At 41.9% G+C, this 18776-nt stretch carries 20 protein-coding genes; 2 read left to right on the top strand and 18 right to left on the bottom strand.

Annotated features, from left to right (window positions below):
- Positions 1-49: 49 nt before the first annotated feature.
- The 8 genes from HMPREF2655_RS05450 to HMPREF2655_RS05415 all read right to left on the bottom strand — a co-directional run bounded on the left by HMPREF2655_RS05450 (position 50) and on the right by HMPREF2655_RS05415 (position 6114).
- A complete protein-coding gene (locus tag HMPREF2655_RS05450; protein ID WP_070838031.1) occupies positions 50-727 on the bottom strand; it encodes a DnaD domain-containing protein in 678 nt (225 codons plus the stop codon).
- Positions 728-735: 8 nt separating this feature from the next.
- On the bottom strand, positions 736-1680 hold the full coding sequence (gene metA, locus HMPREF2655_RS05445; RefSeq protein WP_001122695.1) for a homoserine O-acetyltransferase MetA: 945 nt from the start codon (positions 1678-1680) through the stop codon (positions 736-738).
- A 181-nt stretch (positions 1681-1861) separates the two neighbouring features.
- Positions 1862-2374 (bottom strand): adenine phosphoribosyltransferase, encoded by a 513-nt coding sequence (locus HMPREF2655_RS05440; RefSeq protein ID WP_001049316.1) that lies wholly within the window; start codon positions 2372-2374, stop codon positions 1862-1864.
- 173 nt (positions 2375-2547) lie between these two features.
- Positions 2548-3237 (bottom strand): 50S ribosomal protein L1, encoded by a 690-nt coding sequence (rplA, locus tag HMPREF2655_RS05435; protein WP_001085675.1) that lies wholly within the window; start codon positions 3235-3237, stop codon positions 2548-2550.
- Positions 3238-3334: 97 nt separating this feature from the next.
- The gene (rplK, locus tag HMPREF2655_RS05430) at positions 3335-3760 is read right to left on the bottom strand and encodes a 50S ribosomal protein L11 (protein ID WP_070838030.1); all 426 of its coding nucleotides are present in this window, start codon (positions 3758-3760) and stop codon (positions 3335-3337) included.
- A 122-nt stretch (positions 3761-3882) separates the two neighbouring features.
- Positions 3883-4599: an LD-carboxypeptidase LdcB/DacB gene (gene ldcB / locus HMPREF2655_RS05425; RefSeq protein ID WP_070838028.1), complete on the bottom strand. Its 717-nt coding sequence runs from the start codon at positions 4597-4599 to the stop codon at positions 3883-3885.
- A 14-nt stretch (positions 4600-4613) separates the two neighbouring features.
- Positions 4614-5075, bottom strand: a complete 462-nt coding sequence (locus HMPREF2655_RS05420) for an HIT family protein (RefSeq protein ID WP_070838026.1) — start codon at positions 5073-5075, stop codon at positions 4614-4616.
- A gap of 1 nt (position 5076) precedes the next feature.
- A complete protein-coding gene (locus tag HMPREF2655_RS05415) occupies positions 5077-6114 on the bottom strand; it encodes a M42 family metallopeptidase (RefSeq protein WP_070838024.1) in 1038 nt (345 codons plus the stop codon).
- Between the two features lie 139 nt (positions 6115-6253).
- Between HMPREF2655_RS05415 and HMPREF2655_RS05410 the strand changes: the two genes are divergently transcribed.
- Together HMPREF2655_RS05410 and HMPREF2655_RS05405 are read left to right on the top strand one after the other, a co-directional pair.
- Positions 6254-6805, top strand: a complete 552-nt coding sequence (locus HMPREF2655_RS05410) for a DUF1307 domain-containing protein (protein ID WP_070838022.1) — start codon at positions 6254-6256, stop codon at positions 6803-6805.
- 318 nt (positions 6806-7123) lie between these two features.
- Positions 7124-7675, top strand: a complete 552-nt coding sequence (locus HMPREF2655_RS05405) for a DUF1307 domain-containing protein (RefSeq protein ID WP_070838020.1) — start codon at positions 7124-7126, stop codon at positions 7673-7675.
- A gap of 48 nt (positions 7676-7723) precedes the next feature.
- Here HMPREF2655_RS05405 and brnQ read toward each other — a convergent pair whose 3' ends face one another.
- The 10 genes from brnQ to HMPREF2655_RS05355 form a co-directional block, all read right to left on the bottom strand.
- Positions 7724-9049 (bottom strand): branched-chain amino acid transport system II carrier protein, encoded by a 1326-nt coding sequence (brnQ, locus tag HMPREF2655_RS05400; RefSeq protein WP_070838018.1) that lies wholly within the window; start codon positions 9047-9049, stop codon positions 7724-7726.
- 184 nt (positions 9050-9233) lie between these two features.
- Positions 9234-9521, bottom strand: coding sequence for a rhodanese-like domain-containing protein (locus HMPREF2655_RS05395; RefSeq protein WP_000659165.1), 288 nt, complete (start codon positions 9519-9521; stop codon positions 9234-9236).
- The gene (locus HMPREF2655_RS05390) at positions 9518-10108 is read right to left on the bottom strand and encodes a uracil-DNA glycosylase family protein (protein WP_000078137.1); all 591 of its coding nucleotides are present in this window, start codon (positions 10106-10108) and stop codon (positions 9518-9520) included. Before HMPREF2655_RS05390 ends, HMPREF2655_RS05395 begins: the two co-directional genes overlap by 4 nt.
- Positions 10109-10161: 53 nt before the next feature.
- Entirely contained in the window at positions 10162-11562 is a 1401-nt protein-coding gene (pepV, locus tag HMPREF2655_RS05385) for a dipeptidase PepV (RefSeq protein WP_070838016.1), read from the bottom strand.
- Positions 11563-11571: 9 nt separating this feature from the next.
- Complete coding sequence (locus HMPREF2655_RS05380) at positions 11572-12177, bottom strand: nitroreductase family protein (RefSeq protein WP_000670152.1); 606 nt, start codon at positions 12175-12177, stop codon at positions 11572-11574.
- 174 nt (positions 12178-12351) lie between these two features.
- Positions 12352-13206, bottom strand: a complete 855-nt coding sequence (locus tag HMPREF2655_RS05375) for a metallophosphoesterase family protein (RefSeq protein ID WP_070838014.1) — start codon at positions 13204-13206, stop codon at positions 12352-12354.
- Complete coding sequence (gene uvrC, locus HMPREF2655_RS05370; protein WP_070838012.1) at positions 13196-15043, bottom strand: excinuclease ABC subunit UvrC; 1848 nt, start codon at positions 15041-15043, stop codon at positions 13196-13198. Before uvrC ends, HMPREF2655_RS05375 begins: the two co-directional genes overlap by 11 nt.
- Positions 15044-15144: 101 nt before the next feature.
- Entirely contained in the window at positions 15145-15846 is a 702-nt protein-coding gene (locus HMPREF2655_RS05365) for a M57 family metalloprotease (protein WP_070838009.1), read from the bottom strand.
- Between the two features lie 104 nt (positions 15847-15950).
- Complete coding sequence (locus HMPREF2655_RS05360; protein WP_042902753.1) at positions 15951-16730, bottom strand: alpha/beta hydrolase; 780 nt, start codon at positions 16728-16730, stop codon at positions 15951-15953.
- A gap of 68 nt (positions 16731-16798) precedes the next feature.
- Positions 16799-18460 carry a ribonuclease J gene (locus tag HMPREF2655_RS05355; protein ID WP_000065609.1) on the bottom strand — a complete coding sequence of 554 codons (1662 nt, stop codon included), beginning with the start codon at positions 18458-18460 and terminating at the stop codon, positions 16799-16801.
- Positions 18461-18776: the final 316 nt, after the last annotated feature.

Raw genomic sequence — 18776 nt, 5'->3', positions numbered from 1 at the left:
TATAAGGAGCTTGCAAACCTTACTCTAATTTTCAAGATTTTTCAAGTGACTAATTTTGCCACAAATTCATCGCATCGAGGAAATCAGCCGAAGCCTGAACTTGTTTGGGATTGTTGGCTTCTCGCTCTGCTCGTTTGGCCTCTACCTGTGCCACAGACTGAATACCTTCATGGCGCCAGTTTCGTAGGATTGCCTGAATATATTTCCAGTTTGGCTTGCCATTGAGAACAGCCTCTCGGAGAGCTTCCTTGATCAAATCCGCCTTAACTCCGTCTTCTTTGACTGTCTTAGAAAGATCTTCGATTTCGAACGGCGTTAACAAACGTCCTAATTCCTGCTGGAAAGTCTCAACCAAATCCTTCAATTGATTTTGCGGATTTGGGGCAGTTGCAGCTGGAGTGTGACTATCCAACAAGCTATCCAAGCGTTCAAATGCCAAACTAGCATCAAAAATCAGCTCAATCTCCCCATTTAGTTCAATGGTACGATATTGTAGTAGCCCATTTTCAGTTAAGTTTGAAATAGACTGGTTGACATCTGCTACCTCTTTGCCAATAATTTCAGCAATCTGGCTAGGTGAAACATCTCCTAAGGCTGTGGTATTTTGTAAATAGAAAAATTGCCAGACCAGAAAATCTTCGCTGGAAGGAAAGAGTTCCTTAAAATGCAAGAGCAGGGCACTTGGCAAAACCAAGTTCCCTGATTTAAAAGCGTCAAAATATGTCATAATTCCTCTTATAAATATCCAAATGAAGCCGCATCGTCCTCTACCTTTTTCCAGTCAAAAGGAGTTTCCTGATAGACAGCGTAGTTAACCCAGTTACTGAAAAAGAGGGCAGCTGATGAAGACCAACAGAGACACGGTGTCTCATTCACATCATCATTTTTAAAGTAGTTCTCTGGGATATGAGGATCAAGTCCTGCCTCACAATCACGAAAATACTCTTTTGCTAGAGTATCACGGTCATATTCTAAATGACCAAAACTATAAATCTCACGAAGATCCCGACTGGCTAAAATTGAAACGCCGACTTGTTCTCCCTCAGAGAGGATTTCTAGATTGGTTTTTCCCAATATCTCTTCCTTATAAATTTCTGTATAACGAGAATGGGGAGCTACATAGCTATCATCAAAACCACGAAAGAGAAGATGGCCCTCTTTCAAGGTATCCTGCGGGTAAATGCCTGACAATTTCTGCTCCATCTGGTGTTTATCAACTCCATAGCGAGCATAAAGACCTGCTTGGGCACCCCAGCAGATATGAAGGGTCGAATAGACATGGGTCTTGGACCACTCAAGCACCTGACTGAATTCCTCCCAATAGTCCACTTCCTCAAATGGTAAATGCTCAATCGGAGCCCCTGTGATAATCATCCCATCAAAATACTCGTCCTTGACTTCAGGAAAAGTTTTATAAAAAGTCTCCATATGCTCTGCACGAGTCGTCTTGGAACGGTGGCTCTCCATATAGAGAAAGTCTATGTCCAATTGCAAAGGAGTATTTGCTAAATGCCGTAACAACTGGGTCTCTGTGACCACTTTTTTGGGCATTAGGTTTAAAATCAAAATTTTCAAGGGACGGATATCTTGGTGGGCCGCACGTTGATCATCCATGACAAAGATATTCTCTGTCCGTAAAATCTCAACAGCTGGCAATTTTTTATCAATTCGAATCGGCATAACCTTCTCCTAACTGTACTCTTTTAGAAATAATTGAATGTGTTTGAAGTCAAATCTCAAACACTTAGTCCTTTTATTATACTGCAAGAAGATATAGTTTTCAATTATAGTTTTTCTCTAACTAGCTATAGTTTGTTTATATAGCAGATGAAGAGAAAACAGCCCCAAGGACTGTTTTTCATTAATAATGCATAAGTACCTTGTAATCGTAATCTCCGATTTTTTCACGGCCTTTAAGCTCATCCAACTCAATCAAGAAGGCACAACCGGCTACAACTCCACCAAGTCTTTCAATCATCTCAATGGTTGCTTTGACAGTTCCACCTGTTGCCAAAAGATCATCTACGATGAGAACACGTTGACCTGGCTTAATCGCATCAGCATGCATGGTCAAGGTATCAATACCGTACTCTTTCTCATAGTCAGCAGAAATGACTTCACGTGGCAATTTCCCTGGTTTACGAACAGGTGCAAAGCCAATTCCCAACTCAAAAGCAACTGGGCAGCCAACAATAAATCCACGAGCCTCTGGGCCCACGATCATGTCGATTTTCTTATCAGTTGCATACTGAACAATTTCACGAACAGCGTAGCTATAAGCATTTCCATCTGCCATCAAAGGGCTGATATCACGGAAGGTAATACCTTCCTTAGGATAATTTTCAATCGTTGCGATATAATCTTTTAAATTCATCTTTTTCTTTCTTTCAAAGTTTTTTACTCTCTATTATAGCATATTTTCTGTGAAAGAAGAAGAGGAAAAGCACTATTGCTATAAACCTGATCAATGAGCTGATTTTTCTAAAAGCTCATACTCATAAAAAAACGAGCACTTTCGCACTCGTCCTTTCTTTTATAAACTACTGATTAAAGTGAGTTTACGTCAACCTTGATACCAACACCTTGAGTAGTTGTGATAGTCAAGTTTGTTACGTAAGTTCCTTTAGCTGTAGCTGGTTTTGCTTTTTGGATTGTTTCGTTGAAAGCTTTGAAGTTTTCAACCAATTTTTCAGCTTCAAATGATACTTTACCGATGATTGCTTGAACGTTACCTGCACGGTCTGCACGGTAAGTAATTTTACCACCTTTAGACTCTTCAACTGCTTTAGCAACATCCATTGTTACAGTACCAGTTTTAGGGTTTGGCATCAAGTTACGTGGTCCAAGGACACGTCCAAGACGTCCAACAAGAGCCATCATGTCAGGTGTAGCGATAACTACGTCGAAGTCCAACCAACCGTCGTTGATTTTTGCAACAAGGTCATCTTCACCAACAAAGTCTGCACCAGCAGCTTTTGCTTCTTCAGCTTTTGCACCACGTGCGAAAACAAGAACGCGTGAAGTTTTACCTGTACCGTTTGGCAATACCATTGCGCCACGGATTTGTTGGTCAGCTTTTTTAACGTCGATGTTCAAGTTGTAAGCAACTTCTACAGTTGCGTCAAATTTTGCAAAGTTAGTTTCTTTTGCAAGTGCTACAGCTTCTTCTACACTGTATGCTTTTGTGCTGTCGATTTTCTCAAGAGCAGCACGAAGTTGTTTGCTTTTTTTAGCCATTTTCTATTCTCCTTGTAAGTGGTTCAATCGATTTTCATCTCCCACGTCACTTCTCGAAATGATGAAGTCTTGCGGGTTATATTGGGGGTGTTATTGATTAGTCAACAACAGTGAATCCCATAGAACGAGCAGTACCTTCGATCATACGCATTGCAGACTCAATGTTTGCTGCGTTCAAATCTGGCATCTTAGTTTCTGCAATTTCTTGTACTTGTGCACGAGTAACTGTAGCAACTTTAGTTTTGTTAGGTGTACCTGATCCTTTTTCAACACCTGCAGCTTTTTTCAAAAGAACAGCAGCTGGTGGTGTTTTTGTAACGAAAGTAAATGATTTGTCTTCGTATACTGAGATAATAACTGGAATGATCATACCAGCTTGGTCAGCTGTACGAGCGTTGAACTCTTTTGTGAATCCCATGATGTTGATACCAGCTTGACCAAGAGCAGGTCCAACTGGTGGAGCTGGTGTAGCTTTACCAGCAGGGATTTGCAATTTTACAAGTTTTTCGACTTTTTTAGCCATTTTTAAATCCTCCTTTGTGGTTTTGGCGGTAATTAAAGATTTTTACCTCCCACAAGTATGCTTTACACATACCTTTCCATTATACACTATTTATCTAAAAATGCAAGAGAAAAATTACTTTTTTAATTGATGTAATCTCCGCCTTCAAAGCCATAGTACTCTTCCAAACTGAGACCACTTGCCACAATTTCTTTGGCTTCTTTTCCAACATAGCGAAGATGCCATTCTTCCGCCATGTAGCCAGTCTCTTTTTCCTTGCCTTTGAGATAGCGAACAACAAAGCCATAGTCAGCCGCATGATCCAAGAGCCACTGTGCCGCCTTCTCCTCTGTTACTAACTCTCCGTTAGTCCCAATCAAATCAAAAGCAAGACCTGTTTGGTGTTCACTATAACCTGGTCGAGCTGAGTAGCGATCAGCAGCTTCCTTACCATCTTGATTCACATAGTCTTGATAAAGTTTGGTTTGAGTTTCATAACTTCTAAAACCACTGTAGTGATCGCTGATTGGGTAGCCAGCTGCTTGCATGGCTGCAATGAGTTTCAGCAACTCTGCTTTAGCTGTTGGATTTTCTCCTGGATTATAGTCTTTTGACAAAGGATAGTGCTTATTAGCTATGACGATTTCATCGTACTTCCCTTGAATACTATAGTAGTCTCCCTTATTGACAACTTCTGCCTTCTTCTGACTAGAGGCTTGGGATTTGCTTCCTACAGTTCCTTCAGGTTGACTAGTTTGTTCCGTTTTTTGAGTGTTTTCTTCATTTTTAGGTTGTTCTTGAGAACATGCTGCTAGGGTTACTGCCAGCAAACCAGATAAAACGATGTATCTTTTTTTCATTTTTTCTTCCTCTCTTATACCAAGTGCTTCTTTAATTCATCAGATAAGGCTTTAATCATTTGTTCCAACTCATGGGATTTCACTTGGCAATCTTCTGCCGCCATTTCTTCCCAGGGCACCCACCAGACTGGACCACGGTCATTCAATCCATGACCCCTCATATCACCTGATCGTCTTGGAAAGAGGTGCCAGTGAGCGTGGGCATCTCCATTTCCTAGGAGTTCAATATTCATCTTTTCAGCTTTAAACGTTTTGGCAACAGCTTCTTGGACCAAACTCATTTCCTCTAGAAAACGAAGTTTTCCAGAAGTCTCCATATGGTGGAGTTCTGTGACATGCTCTTTTGCCAGAAATAAGGTATAGCCCTTAAAGTATTGGTGGTCTCCAATGACAACATAGCCTGTTTCTAGTTCTTTTACAAAGTAGGGATTTTCCCCTGACTTGATCCATTCAATTCTTTGACAAATCAAGCACATATTAGTCTACCAAGGTGCTCTTGAGATAAGCATCGACCATACGCTCAGTCGCCACTACTGAATCAATGTGTGTTCGTTCGTAAGAGTGACTGGACTCAATACCAGCTCCAAGGAGGGCATGTTTGACCTCTGCTCCTGCTGACATAGCCGCTGAAGCATCTGAACCGTAAAATGGATAAATGTCGAGCTTAAATGGAATATCTTGCTCCTTCGCCAAAGCTACTAAATGTTGACGGAAGTCATAGTGATAGGGACCTGAAGCGTCCTTGACACAGATAGACACTGTATATTCATCCGTCTGCTGGTCATCGCCCATAGCTCCCATATCCACAGCTAGATATTCCACTACCTGAGCTGGAATATTGGAGTTCGCACCGTGACCCACCTCTTCGAAGACTGAAAAAGCAAAATGAGTTGTTACTGGCAATTCAATCCCCTCTTCCTTGTAAATACGAAGAAGATTGAGCAAAATTGCTGCGCTGACCTTGTCATCCAAGTGGCGAGACTTGATAAAACCAGTTTCTGTCACAACTGTTCGCGGATCGAAACTAATAAAGTCTCCAACCTCAATACCCAAGGCGCGGGTTTCTTTTTCATTGGTTACTTTTGCATCCAAACGCACTTCCATATTGTCCTGCGTACGTTCTGCAGTTCCTGCATCCTTGTAGACATGACAAGAAGTCTGGTGGATGAGGATGGTCCCAGATACCTTTTTACCTGTGCTAGCCACATGAACCGTACAGTTCTCCCCTTCAATCATGTTCCAAGGGAAACCACCGATACGATCTAATTTGAGACGACCATCCGGTTTGACTGCACGAACAATAGCACCCAGCGTATCCACATGGGCAGTCACATAGCGGTGTTGGTCATCATTTTGACCTTTAATGGTCACATTGACACCGCCCTTAGCTGTACGAACAGGCTGGTAACCAAGTTTCTCTAAAGTATGGACTAGATAGTCTGAAATCTCACGAGTAAAGCCCGTCGGAGATGCAATTGCGGTTAGTTCTTTGATATAGTGTATAGTCTGATTCATTTCTTCACCTCTTTCCTACCATTATAACATTTTTCTAGTCAGACTCCTTCTCAAAAGGAGAAAAACTGTGTTTAGTTGCTTTCACTATAGATCCATGTTATAATACAAATACTTTGATTATGAAAGGAAAGTAACAAATATGAAATCATACTTTAAAGTATCACTAGCCCTTGTGGCTTCACTTGTCCTCCTGCTCGGATGTTCCAAACAAGCATCAACACATACCAACAGCAGTAGCAAAGAAGACACAACAACTCAGTCAAGTGAGAGCAAACAAAGCAGCCAACAATCATCTGAAAAGAAAGAAACAACTAAGACACATACTTTTGTCAACAAAAGCAATTCTGGAATCACTTCTACCTTGGTTTATACTGTAGACGGCGACAATGTTATCAAGCAATCAGCTCATAACATTGCTGATCCTGAAATCCTTAGTGCAACTCCAGAAGATGTCAAGAGTTTTATCGAAGAAAAGTACAAAGGTTATAATGGACTCAAAGGTGTTAAACAAACGATTGAAATCAAAGATGGAAAAGTTGTTCAAGATCTAGAAGTTGACTTCTCAGTTGCAAGCATTAGCGAACTTAGAAAAGCACTTCCTGAAGAATATTCTGGTATCGGTAATCGTGTCAGTTTCTCAAATTCTAAAAAAGCACTGGAAAAAATGGGATTCACAGAGAAGACGAACTAATCTCCCAAAATTTCATATAGACTAGTGTAGGTCCACCCCAAAAGTTAGACAAAACTCTAACTCTTGGGGTATTTTATTACGTCCCTAACCGATGAGTCCAATAGAGTCCTCCCAATCCCATAAAAAGTGCATTTAAAACTTCACACCCTTATAAAGCCATAGAATAAAAGTTATTTGAAATAGATAGAGACAAAACTTTAATCGTCTGATTAGTTTCTGTTCATTGTCATGTCAGTTCAGATGAAAGGGTAAGCCTAGTTGATTTTGAAGTAGAATCATGTTATAATACAAAACACTTTGATTATGAAAGGAAATTCTATGAAAACTCTTGTTAAAACTTCACTAGCCCTAGTAGCTTCACTCGTCCTCCTACTCGGATGTTCCAAACAAGCATCAACACCTGCAAATAGCAGTTCTAAAGAAGACACAACTACTCAGTCAAGCGAGAGCAAACAAAGCAGTCAACAATCATCTGAAAAGAAAGATGAAACAGAAACTCACACATTTGTCCACAATAGCAAACCTGGAATTCATTCTACCTTGACTTATACTGTAAAGGGAGATGACGTTGTAAAACAAACTGTTCATAATGTACTTGACCCTGAAAAACTTAATAATACCGCGGAAGGTATTAAGGAAATTGTTGACGATACTTATAAAGGTTATGAAGGGGTCAAAGGGGTTACACAAAAAGTTGAAATTCAAGACGAAAAAGTTATCCAAAACATCGAGGTTGACATGACTGTTGCAAGTCTTGACGAATTGAAAAAAGCAATGCCGAACGAGTATTCTGGTATTGGAAACCGTGTAAGTTTTGCTGCCTCGAAAAAAATGCTTAAAGAAGCTGGTTATACCGAACAAACCAACTAATGAGTCGTGCTCATACAAAAAATTCTTGGTCGATGACCAAGAATTTTTTTATTCCATCTCAAAAACATCACTCTCTTGTTTGTTTGGTAGAACCAGTGAAAGCAAGATTCCGATAATTGCTGGCACCAACCATGGTAGAGAAGCAGCTGCAAACGGAAGAGCATTAACGAGATTTGCTAGAAACTCAATTTTAAAGGAACTTCCAAGGACACTTGCAAGAGCAATAGCTGTAACAAGCCCAATAGTTAACTGCATGCCCGGTTTTGATAGGGCTACAAACTTATTAACAATCACGATCATCACAATGGCGATGGTTATTGGGTACAAGATTACCAGTACTGGCACTGAGTACTTAATGATTGCATCCAAACCGAGGTTTGCAATAGCAAATCCAATCAAGGTAAAGGCAGTGGCATAGACCTTGTAGCTGATTTGTGGGAAACGTCCGTTAAAGAACTCTGCTGTCGACACAATCAATCCAACTGTCGTTGTGAAGCAAGTTACAGTTACCATAACAGCAAGGAAGAGTTGAGCTGTTGAACCAAAGATTTCCTGAGTTGCTTGCGACAAGATATAAACACCTGGTGTTCCACCCTTCATCACTTCTGCTGGTACTGGGAAGTGATTTCCAAGGAATCCTAAACCAATGTAAAGAGCACTGAAAGCAAGAGCTACAACGATACCAACCACCCAAATAGTTGAAATGTATTCTTTCTTACTGGAGAATCCAAGTTGTTTCAAGGTTTGAACTGCAATCACACTGAAGGCAACTGAAGCAAGGGCATCCAAGGTGTTATAACCTTCTAGGAATCCTGTACCAAAGGCAGAAGCTTGATAAGCAGCTGAAGCCGCTTGAGGGCTTGTTCCACCATATTTGAAGGCACCTAGTACAACCAAGATAACGATCAATAAGGCAAAGACTGGCGTTAAAACACGTCCAATTCGATCCAAAATCTTTGATGGATTGAGTGAAATCAGATAGGCTGCTGCAAAATAAAGCACAGTAAAAACAATCAATCCTAGACCTTTGTTTGCTTCGGATAAGAGGGGGCTAATCCCAACTTCATAAGCTGTTGTGGCTGTACGCGGAATGGCAAAGAAGGGGCCAATCGATAGATAGAGGACTGCAAGATAAAGCGTCGCAAACCAAGGTGAGATTTTCTTAGAAATCTCGTGAATGTATCCTTTAGGGTTTAGCGTTCCGATGATGAGCGTTAGGACAGCAATCCCGACACCCGAAAATACAAAACCTGCGATGGCAGGAAGAAACTGTTCTCCAGATAAAGCACCTAGAGAAGGCGGAAAGATCAAGTTCCCCGCACCAAAAAATATTCCAAACAGGAGCAAGCCTGTTAGGGCACCTTTTTTAGCCATAATAATCTCCTTCATATTTCTAAAATACTGACCTAGTATACCATTATTAAGACTCTGAAAAAAGTATCCAAAATTAATCATTGAATGTTTTCAATATTTTTAAAAATAAGAATTATCTAAAAACAAAATCCCTCACTCAGTTGGAACCGAGCAAGGGAAGATTAGGATCTATCACCATAGAGGTTTAAAGATTTTCAAAGGCCGTCATTCCACCTTGAACATTGATAACTTCATAACCCTGTTCAACTAGAAATTGACAAGCACGCGCTGAACGTATTCCAGATTTACAAATGACATAATGCAAGAGGTCCTTGTCCAACTGATCATAGATATCAGCTAATTGACTAAGTGGTAGGTTTTGAGCACCTTCTAAATGAAGCGTCTGGAACTCTTCTACTTCTCTCACGTCCACTAGAGAAAGTTGCTCATTTTGATAAAGCTGGTAAAAATCGTTAAAAGTAATTTCTTTCATTTTGTTTCTCCAAGAATCTTTTGAATTCTTTTTTTCAAATCGGGCACTACTTCTGACTCAAACCAAGGATTTTTGGCCATCCAGATTTGATTTCGTGGTGAGGGGTGCACCAGAGGGAAAAATTCTGGTAGATAGTCTTTGTAGTGTTTTACCCGTTCTGTCACCTTGCCACTAACTTTTTCATGTAAATAATAGGCTTGGGCATATTGTCCAATCAAGAGAGTTAATTGGATATCGGGCAACTCTTGCAAGAGTTGCGGATGCCATTTTTCTGCAAAACCTGTACGAGGTGGAAGGTCGCCTGACTTGCCATGCCCCGGAAAGTAGAAATCCATGGGCAGAACTGCAAAATAACCTGAATTGTAAAAGGTGTCCTCATCCACACCTAGCCACTCACGCAAGCGATCGCCACTCTTATCCTTCCAATAAATCCCAGCTTCTTGCGTTTTAAGCCCAGGAGCCTGACCGACAATATTGATACGGGCAGTTTTTGGCGCCGCAAAGAGAGGTTCGATTCCGCGTTCTGTATAGCTGGTATTTTGCGGATCCGCCATAATGGCTTGCTTGATTCTTTCAATTTGAGACATCTGTTTTCCCTCCAAAAAGAAGTCCAAGCATACAATCTCAGACTTCTATCATTTTATTTGATCAGTTCATAAATAGCTTCAGCATAGATTGCTGCTGCTCGGAAGAGATCGTCCAAGGCGATAAATTCGTTGGCTTGGTGCATGGTATCGATTGAGTCTGGGAACATGGCACCGTAGGCAACCCCACGTTCCAGTAAACGACCAAAGGTACCACCACCGATGACTTGCTCGTGACCTTTAAGACAAGTTTGTTTTTCATAAACATTCAACAAGGTTTGCACAAGTGGATCTTCCATCGGTACATAGTGAGGGGTGTGACCGTGTTCAGAAAGGCTAACAGAAGCAACTGGCAAGTTTTCAAGGATTGACTTGATTTGCTCTGGGCTTGTTCCTTTTGGATAACGGAAGTTGAGGGCAATCGTATTGTCAGCACTTGTTTCATCAAAGCGGAAGACACCGGCATTCATAGAAAGGGCACCCATCTTTTCATCTACATGAGCAACCTTGAGATTTGTACCCTCATGGTCGTTCAAAAGAATCTTACCAGCGATGTTAAGGTAGTCTTTTGCAGGTCCTGCAAAGTCAAACTGGCTAAGGAAAAGGGCAAGGTAGGTCGCACCATTGACACCTGATGCAGGCATAGCACCATGAGCTGATTTACCAATCACAGTCACCTTGTACTGGCCGTTTTCTTCTTGGAGTTCTCCTCTGAGTTTGTGTTCTGTAACAAAAGCATCTAGTTTAGCTTGCAAGTCAGCCAAGTCACCTGAAACAACTGCTGTTGCTGATTCAGGTACCATGTTTTCACGCAAACCACCTGTGAAGCTGTGAAGGCGAGCTGCACCAGTATTTTCACCTGCAAAATGGAGATATTCTGTGATATTCCCTTTTTCACCATTGATGATAGGGAATTCAGCATCTGGAGAGAAACCGAAGTCTGGTTTCGCAAGTCCTACATGTTCAAAGTAGTAGTCCATGTCTGCCCAGCCTGATTCTTCATCTGTTCCGACGATGAAACGAACTTTTTTAGAAGTTGGAAGCCCCAATTCTTTGATGATTTTCAAACCATAGTAACAAGCTGTTGTAGGCCCCTTGTCGTCTGAAGCTCCACGCGCATAAAGGCGACCGTCTTTGATAGTTGGTGTATAAGGGTCCGTGTCCCAACCGCTACCAGCTGGCACCACGTCCATGTGAGCAAAGATTCCGAGAACTTCTTCTCCTTCACCAAACTCAAAATGTCCTGCGTAGTTATCAACATTTTTAGTTGGATAGCCATCACGGTCTGCGATTTCAAGGAATTTTTCCAAGGCTTTTACTGGACCAGGTCCAAATGGATGCTCAGCATCGGCTTTGCTGTCATCACGTTCTGAGTTGATTTCCAAAAGGCTAAACAAGTCAGCCAAGAGGTCTTCTTTGCGTTTTTCTACTTCTGCTGTAAAATCAATAACTGTCATTTTTTCTTCCTATCTCTTCTCGATAATTTCATCTACTGGCAAGCGGTAGCTTGGTTCCAATTTCTCATCTGTGTATCCAACTGTGATCAAGAGTTCTGGACGGAATCGGTCTTCAATGTCCAAAACTTCGTTGGCTTTTGATTTGTCAAATCCAAGAATAATGTTAGAACCGATTCCTTGGTCAGTCAAAGCAAGAACTAAGTTCATGGCTACTAGTCCCGCATTAAGGGCCAAGTAGTCACTAACTTGCTGTTCACTGTAACGCGCAAACTCGGCAGGCAAATTCTTCATGAAATATTGAAGTTGCTCTTCTGAGAAATTCTTTGCACCACCAACTCGGGCAATCTTGCGGGCACGTTTGGCAAGATCTGTATCTGTAAACAAGGCAATGGTCACTGGCGCTGATGATACCTGCTCAAAGTTCGAACCATATGCTAATTTTGCCAATTCTGCATTTTTTTCACGAACCACCACAAACTTCCATGGCTGGCTGTTATGGGCACTTGGGGCCAAGGTTGCGATTTCGATAGCCGTACGCACATCTTTGGGATCTACCGGTTTATCAGTAAAATGCTTAGTCGCATGACGTTTTTTATTTAATTCAAGAAATTTCATAATCGATTTCCTTTTCTAATTCTACTGCATCCATTCTACCATATTTTGAAAGAGCTTGCAGAGATTTTTCATAGAAAGAAATTGGAACACGGATGAAGCCCTGGATTTAAACTTATCATTAAAATCAGATTTTTCCTCATCCAGTTCCAACTAATTCTCAGGGGTTTAAAGAAACTAGTCTATCTTGTATTCTGACTTTATAGCCTCCAAAAATTCTTTCACATCCTCCACATACCCATGCTTTTCAATTAAACTAGATAAAAGTTCCAGATTGTGCCCCCGATAGTTGTCATCTCGACGTAGTTCTTCATACATTTCGATAAAAGGAAGGTCCTTAGACTTGGCCAATTCTAACTCTGCTTCATAGTCATACGCAACTTTTCGGAATAGAATATTTATCAATTCCCCATCTTCAACCTCTATCACAGCATACTGGGCACGGTGATTTTTTAACGCCTCCCAATCAAAATAGGGCATGCCAATCGACCCTGGATTGATGATTTGTTGCCCTTGACTGCCATAACGAAGCAACTGCTTGTGAACATGACCATAGACTGCCACGTCAACTTCATCATCTAGGAGTTGGTCAAATTTCTCTGTATCATTCTCAACTAGCAAGTCACCACCATAGTTCTTATTTGGCAAATTATGAGAAAGAGAAAAGCGCAGTTCGTCAACTTCTTTCTTTTCTAGCATAGGTAAATTTCGTAGCCAGACAATCGTTTCAGGATCCATTCGCCTCATCAAAAACTGGGTCAATCGCATGAGCTGGACTTCCTGTGGATCTTCTAAGCCATATTGCCCATCTAAAGCCTCAAGGACACAATCATCCCAATTACCTCGAACACTTGCCGTGATAGGAAGATCCTTTAGCAAGGCAATCAAGTCATGAGCACCTGGACCAGGTAGAAAAATATCTCCCAGAAGCCAATATTCACTGACTTCCTGAGCTTTAGCATCTGCAATCACTGCTTCTAAGGCAGTCACATTTCCATGAATATCTGATAAAATTGCGATTTTATGGTTCATCATAATCTCCTTTTGTTTGGTAGTCCACTCTTTCTTCCGCCACTTGAGCCAATTCCACTTCTTCCTGAGGGTTCAACTTTCTTTTCACATCTTCTGCGACTGCTCTTGGCACACCAACTTCGACAATTTCATCCACACTGGCTTCCTTGATTTTAGTGAGAGACTTGAAATGCTTCATAAGATTTTGCTTGCGTTTAGGTCCTAGCCCTTCAATTCCATCCAGCTGTGAAGAAAAGGAATTTTTGGAGCGCAGTTGCCGGTGGAAAGTGATAGCAAAGCGGTGGACCTCATCTTGGATGCGTTGGAGGAGGAAAAATTCCTGAGAGTTTCGTGACAACTCCACCACTTCCAGCGGATCTCCAAAGAGCAGTTCATGGGTTTGGTGCTTGTCATTCTTTTGCAGACCTGCAATTGGAATATCCAAACCCAGCTCCTCTTGGATGACCTGCTTTGCGATATTGACTTGCCCTTGTCCCCCATCAATGACAATCAAATCAGGAGGAGTCAAACCGTCTCGTTGAACTCGACCATAACGTCTGCGAATGACCTCTCGCATGCTGGCATAGTCGTCTGGACCCACAACCGTTTTTATCTTGTACTTACGGTAATCCTTCTTACTCGGTTTACCATTGACAAAAACCACCATAGCTGAAACAGGACTGGTTCCCATGATATTGGAGTTATCGAAGGATTCGATACGTACTGGGGTCGGGATTTGGAGCAAGCGTCCCAGATTTTCAATAGCCCCTTGGGTCTTTTCGACTGATTTTTCTAGCAGATTGAACTTCTGCTCCAGACTAACACGAGCATTTTTTATGGCTAGATTGACCAGTTGTTTTTTCTCCCCACGTTGGGGTTTGAGAATCTTGGTATCCACCAAGGCCTTGACTGCTTCTTCATCGATATCCTGCGGAATCAATACTTCATTGGGAACCAGGTGAGATTTTTCTTGATAGAATTGTCCCACATAGGTCAAGAAGTCCTCATCCGGATCGTTGTAATAAGGGAAAAGATTGACATCCCGCTCGATGAGTTTTCCTTGACGTACAAAGAAAACCTGAACACACATCCAGCCCTTATCCACATAGTAGCCAAAGACATCACGATTTTGGAGATCCTTTGCCATAACCCGTTGCTTGGTCCGAAGTGTTCCAATCGCCTGAACCAGGTCACGGTATTCCGCCGCACGTTCAAACTCCATACTTTGAGCTGCGGATGCCATCTTCCCCTTGAGGTCATCAATGATTTTATCATCCTGCCCTTTTAGGAAATCAGAAACCTCCTGAGCCATGGACTTGAAATAGGCCTCATCTTTCTGACAGATGGTGTGGGCCACACACTGGCCGATATGGTAGTAAAAACAGACCTTAGAGGGCGGGTTGGTACATTTTCGAAAAGGGAAAATCCTATCTAGAAGTCGCTTGATTTCATTGGCTGCCCCCACATCTGGATACGGGCCAAAATAAAGACCTCCGTCCTTCTTGACCTGACGGGTGATAATCAAGCGAGGATATCGCTCATTGGTGATTTTGATGAAAGGATAAGACTTGTCGTCCTTGAGCATGATATTGTACTTGGGCTTATTTTCCTTAATCAGGTTGATTTCTAGGAGAAGCGCCTCAATATTAGACTCGGTAACGATAAATTCGAAATCCACAATCTCAGACACCAAGGCCTCTGTCTTGGTATCATGGCTTCCACGGAAATAGGAGCGCACACGGTTGCGCAGATTTTTAGCCTTTCCTACATAGATAATGGTGCCATTTTTATCCTTGTGAATGTAACAACCAGGGCTGGTCGGCAAGAGCTCTAGTTTTGATTTGATCAAGTTATTCATAGTTCCATTATAGCAAAAAGGCTGTAACAGGACGAACAAAAAGCCCCACCAATCACTTGTTGGAGAAGCTTTGATTTCTTTTTAGACTGCACCGACTTCATCTAGTCGCTACTGGTATAGAGTTCTTGAACAGCTGTAACATCCTGAGGCTGAATCCCATAGTAGGAGCCTGCTGGCTGCATGACAGAAGTTTCGTTGGTATGATCCAATCCGATGGCATGCCCCAGCTCGTGCTCCGCCGTGTGCACAATCCGTTCATAAGAATAACCATAGTTTGGATTGGATAGATAATAGTGATTCAGGCGAACCGTTACAGATATAAATTGTTTGGTTAACAAATTGGTTTGACTCTCGGCTTGACCAGCTACAGCGGTCGATCCATCATTCATTTCACTTGCCACAATATCTGCCTGACTAGGATCCGCAACCACCTCAAAGGTAAAGGCTCCCGTTTGATTCCAGTTTTTTATGGCTTCTGCATAGGCACCTTGGAAGGTCTCATCCATTTGAGGCTCAATATAGATGCGAGCTGAAGCTTGAGCCCACTTGCCTTCTGCATGTTGGTGACTGTCTATCTGAGACAAGACTTCCAGCGTTCCCGTCTCCTTCCATTGATTCCAGCCACCTTGACCAATCTTGCTCATTTTTTCAACCTGATTGACCGCAGAATGAAAATCACCAGACAGATACCAAACCACTCCAAAAGCAATGAAAAGTAGAATAATAACAGTCCAAACCAGACGCCAGAAGAAACGCCAAATTCCCAAAAGAAATCGGAAGAATAATCGAATAATCCAGAACATGACGCCCCACCTTTCATAAAAATAAGAACCTATCTTGAAATCACATTCTCCTTGATCAAGATAGATTCTCTATTTTACTGAAGAAAGCTGAAAGAAACCTAAAACTAAGATAAACGTTCTTCCAAGACAAAGTCAATTGGTAGAGTAGCTAAAAAACGCTCCAATTGTTTTTCCCAGTAGTACCACTCGTGCTTACCTGGACTATGACTATAGGTCACCTCAAAACCAAGCTTTTTGAGGTTTTTCACTGCGAGGTTATTGGCAGAGTAGAGATAGTCTTGTTCCCCACACCAAGCCCATAGTTTGGTCTTTTTATCGGATTTTGCAGCCACGCTTTCAAGCGAATGAGGACTAGCTGTCCAGTCTTTAATCTCTCCAAAAACTCCTCGCCAGTAGGCAAGCGATCCAAGATCCTGACTTTCAGGAGAAAATTCGTGAAAACTGAGCGCACCAGAAAAACTAGCCGCATGAGAAAAACGATTTGTCGATAGAGCGAGTTTGAAGGAACCATATCCTCCCATGGAGAGACCAGCTATAAAGGTCTTTTCTCGCTTGCTGGTCATATTGGGGAAGAAACGTTTCATGACCTGAGGTAACTCTTCTGCTAGAGCAGTATAGTAGTTATAGCCATACTGAGTATCTGTGTACCAGCCATTGCTAGTATTGGGCATGATGACAATAAGATTGATTCCACGCAACAAGCGTTCGACATTGGTACGTTTGAGCCAGCTATTTTGGTTTCCTGACATTCCGTGCAAAAGGTAAAGAACAGGAATATCTGTGCAATCTGGTTCAGTCACCCGACTAGCATCTGGATAGAGTACGGTAACGCCCCATTCCATATCCAAAACTTTTGAGTAATACTCAATATTCATAACTGCCATGGTTGTCTCCTTTTACTATTCTATAAGAAAAAGCCGAATTTCGACTTTTTCTGTAGGTATGCTGCTTATTATTTTGCTTCCATCACGACTGGCAAGATTGCTGGGCGACGCTTGGTTTGATCAAAGAGGTACTTGGTCAGATTGTCACGAACCTTGCCTTTGAGATCTGCCCAGTCAAAGTCATCACCTTGAAGATACTCTTCTACCGTTTGGTTAATCAATTCTGAACTTTCACGGAGAATATCGCGGCTCTTCTTGAGATAAACAAATCCACGCGTATGAACACGGGCCTTGGCCACAATTTTCTTCTCACGACGGTTGACAGTGATCGCCACGATAAAGATCCCATCCTCTGACAAGACCTTACGGTCACGAAGGACGACATTTCCAACATCCCCGATGGCATTTCCGTCAATCAAGACATCCCCTGCGGAAACTGCTCCAGCTGGGACAAAGTCTCCATGTTCATAAGACATGGTCGTTCCCTTTTTAGGGATGAAAATGCGTTCTGGCAACATTCCAACTGCCATGGCAGCCTTGGCATGCGCATCCAACTCACGGTACTCCCCTTGGATAGGGAAGAGGTAGTTTGGTTGCAAAAGATTGATCATCAACTGCAAATCACGCGCATTCCCATGTCCGGATACTCGCAAGCTTTGGGTAATGAGTTTCACCACACCACCAGCTTGGTAGATCATGTTTTCAACACGCGCCATGACAGCTTCTTTGGCGATAGATGGAGTCGTTACGATATAAACTAAGTCTCCATCTTTGATTTCCACATAGCGGTGGCGACCAATAGACATCTTACGAAGTCCATTAATAGGTTCACCCATACGCCCAGTCTCAAGGATAATCAACTCATGGTCTTCAAAACGAGACATTTCTTTTGGTTTAATCAAGAGACTTTCGTTGGCTAGAGATAATTTTTTGAGACGAATCGCAGTGCGGACGATATTTTCAATATCAAATCCAGTTAAAACAACTCGGCGACCTGTATCTGCAGCAGCATCAAAAACCTGCTGGATACGAGAAAGGTTGCTGGCAACTGCTGCAACGATGATACGACCTTCCCAGTCTGCAATGGTCTGGGTAATTTCATCCCCAACTTCACTCTCGCTCGCTACCTGGATATTGCTGTCTGCATTCGCAGAGTCACTGAGGAGCGCCAAAACACCATCACGACCGATTTCTGCCAAACGAGCAAAATCCGTCGCATAGGATTCGCTAGCTGTCTGGTCAAACTTGAAGTCCCCTGTATAAACGATGCTGCCTTCAGCTGTTTTCAGGACTATTCCCAAACTTTCTGGGATAGAGTGAGTTGTACGGAAGAAGGAAACCACAGTTCCTCCAAAGTCGATCTCTGTATCTTCATCAATCACATGGAAGTCATTGAATTTCTTAACCGTATCATTTCCTTTGACAAAGAGTTTGGCCAACTCAATGGTCAACTCAGAACCAAACACAGGCACCTTAGCCTCTGCCAAAAGGTAAGGTAGAGCTCCAATGGCATCCGCATGTCCGTGGGTCAAGAAGACCCCAGCGATACGATCGCTATTTTCAAAAAGATAGTCCATATTTGGAATAACGACGTCAACTCCAAGCTGTTCATTTTCAGGGTATTTAAGCCCAGCATCCAAAACAAAAATAGAACCATCGATTTCAGCGATGTACATATTTTTACCATTTTCTCGTACACCACCTAGTGTTGTTAAACTAATATTACTCATTTTTCCTCCGAAACTTCATTTATCTTGATTATAGGGTGAATTTGCCCTTTTATTCTAAAAGTTCTAAAACTCTCAGCCGAATCTTTTCCTACCATTATACCATTTTTTTGATTATTTTCAAAACGAAGATCGGTTTTTAACTAGAGATTAGTCACCACTGTGAATCGAATCTTTTTACTTTGACTTCTCTTCTGGAGGCTTCATCTAAGATAATGGAAGGATTGCACCATCAAAAATATGGGCTTTTTGAATCAATTTAATTTCAGATACCTTTCTCGAACCCTAAATTTCTCTTTTAGTTCAAAAAAACTTGCTT

Source organism: Streptococcus sp. HMSC066F01 (assembly GCF_001837335.1).
GTDB lineage: Bacteria > Bacillota > Bacilli > Lactobacillales > Streptococcaceae > Streptococcus > Streptococcus oralis_S.
Note: the sequence above shows the minus strand (reverse complement) of the source record. Positions and strands in the feature narration are given on the sequence as shown.

What these genes read in the sequence shown, in the direction of transcription:
- rplK (WP_070838030.1), bottom strand. Translation starts at nt 3,760, where the DNA reads ATGGCTAAAAAAGTCGAAAAACTTGTAAAATTGCAAATCCCTGCTGGT.
- metA (WP_001122695.1), bottom strand. Translation starts at nt 1,680, where the DNA reads ATGCCGATTCGAATTGATAAAAAATTGCCAGCTGTTGAGATTTTACGG.
- brnQ (WP_070838018.1), bottom strand. Translation starts at nt 9,049, where the DNA reads ATGGCTAAAAAAGGTGCCCTAACAGGCTTGCTCCTGTTTGGAATATTT.
- rplA (WP_001085675.1), bottom strand. Translation starts at nt 3,237, where the DNA reads ATGGCTAAAAAAAGCAAACAACTTCGTGCTGCTCTTGAGAAAATCGAC.
- HMPREF2655_RS05405 (WP_070838020.1), top strand. Translation starts at nt 7,124, where the DNA reads ATGAAAACTCTTGTTAAAACTTCACTAGCCCTAGTAGCTTCACTCGTC.
- HMPREF2655_RS05355 (WP_000065609.1), bottom strand. Translation starts at nt 18,460, where the DNA reads ATGAGTAATATTAGTTTAACAACACTAGGTGGTGTACGAGAAAATGGT.
- HMPREF2655_RS05395 (WP_000659165.1), bottom strand. Translation starts at nt 9,521, where the DNA reads ATGAAAGAAATTACTTTTAACGATTTTTACCAGCTTTATCAAAATGAG.
- HMPREF2655_RS05415 (WP_070838024.1), bottom strand. Translation starts at nt 6,114, where the DNA reads ATGAATCAGACTATACACTATATCAAAGAACTAACCGCAATTGCATCT.
- HMPREF2655_RS05375 (WP_070838014.1), bottom strand. Translation starts at nt 13,206, where the DNA reads ATGAACCATAAAATCGCAATTTTATCAGATATTCATGGAAATGTGACT.
- HMPREF2655_RS05360 (WP_042902753.1), bottom strand. Translation starts at nt 16,730, where the DNA reads ATGGCAGTTATGAATATTGAGTATTACTCAAAAGTTTTGGATATGGAA.
- HMPREF2655_RS05390 (WP_000078137.1), bottom strand. Translation starts at nt 10,108, where the DNA reads ATGTCTCAAATTGAAAGAATCAAGCAAGCCATTATGGCGGATCCGCAA.
- HMPREF2655_RS05365 (WP_070838009.1), bottom strand. Translation starts at nt 15,846, where the DNA reads ATGTTCTGGATTATTCGATTATTCTTCCGATTTCTTTTGGGAATTTGG.
- HMPREF2655_RS05420 (WP_070838026.1), bottom strand. Translation starts at nt 5,075, where the DNA reads ATGTGCTTGATTTGTCAAAGAATTGAATGGATCAAGTCAGGGGAAAAT.
- HMPREF2655_RS05440 (WP_001049316.1), bottom strand. Translation starts at nt 2,374, where the DNA reads ATGAATTTAAAAGATTATATCGCAACGATTGAAAATTATCCTAAGGAA.
- uvrC (WP_070838012.1), bottom strand. Translation starts at nt 15,043, where the DNA reads ATGAATAACTTGATCAAATCAAAACTAGAGCTCTTGCCGACCAGCCCT.
- HMPREF2655_RS05450 (WP_070838031.1), bottom strand. Translation starts at nt 727, where the DNA reads ATGACATATTTTGACGCTTTTAAATCAGGGAACTTGGTTTTGCCAAGT.
- HMPREF2655_RS05380 (WP_000670152.1), bottom strand. Translation starts at nt 12,177, where the DNA reads ATGAAATTTCTTGAATTAAATAAAAAACGTCATGCGACTAAGCATTTT.
- ldcB (WP_070838028.1), bottom strand. Translation starts at nt 4,599, where the DNA reads ATGAAAAAAAGATACATCGTTTTATCTGGTTTGCTGGCAGTAACCCTA.
- pepV (WP_070838016.1), bottom strand. Translation starts at nt 11,562, where the DNA reads ATGACAGTTATTGATTTTACAGCAGAAGTAGAAAAACGCAAAGAAGAC.
- HMPREF2655_RS05410 (WP_070838022.1), top strand. Translation starts at nt 6,254, where the DNA reads ATGAAATCATACTTTAAAGTATCACTAGCCCTTGTGGCTTCACTTGTC.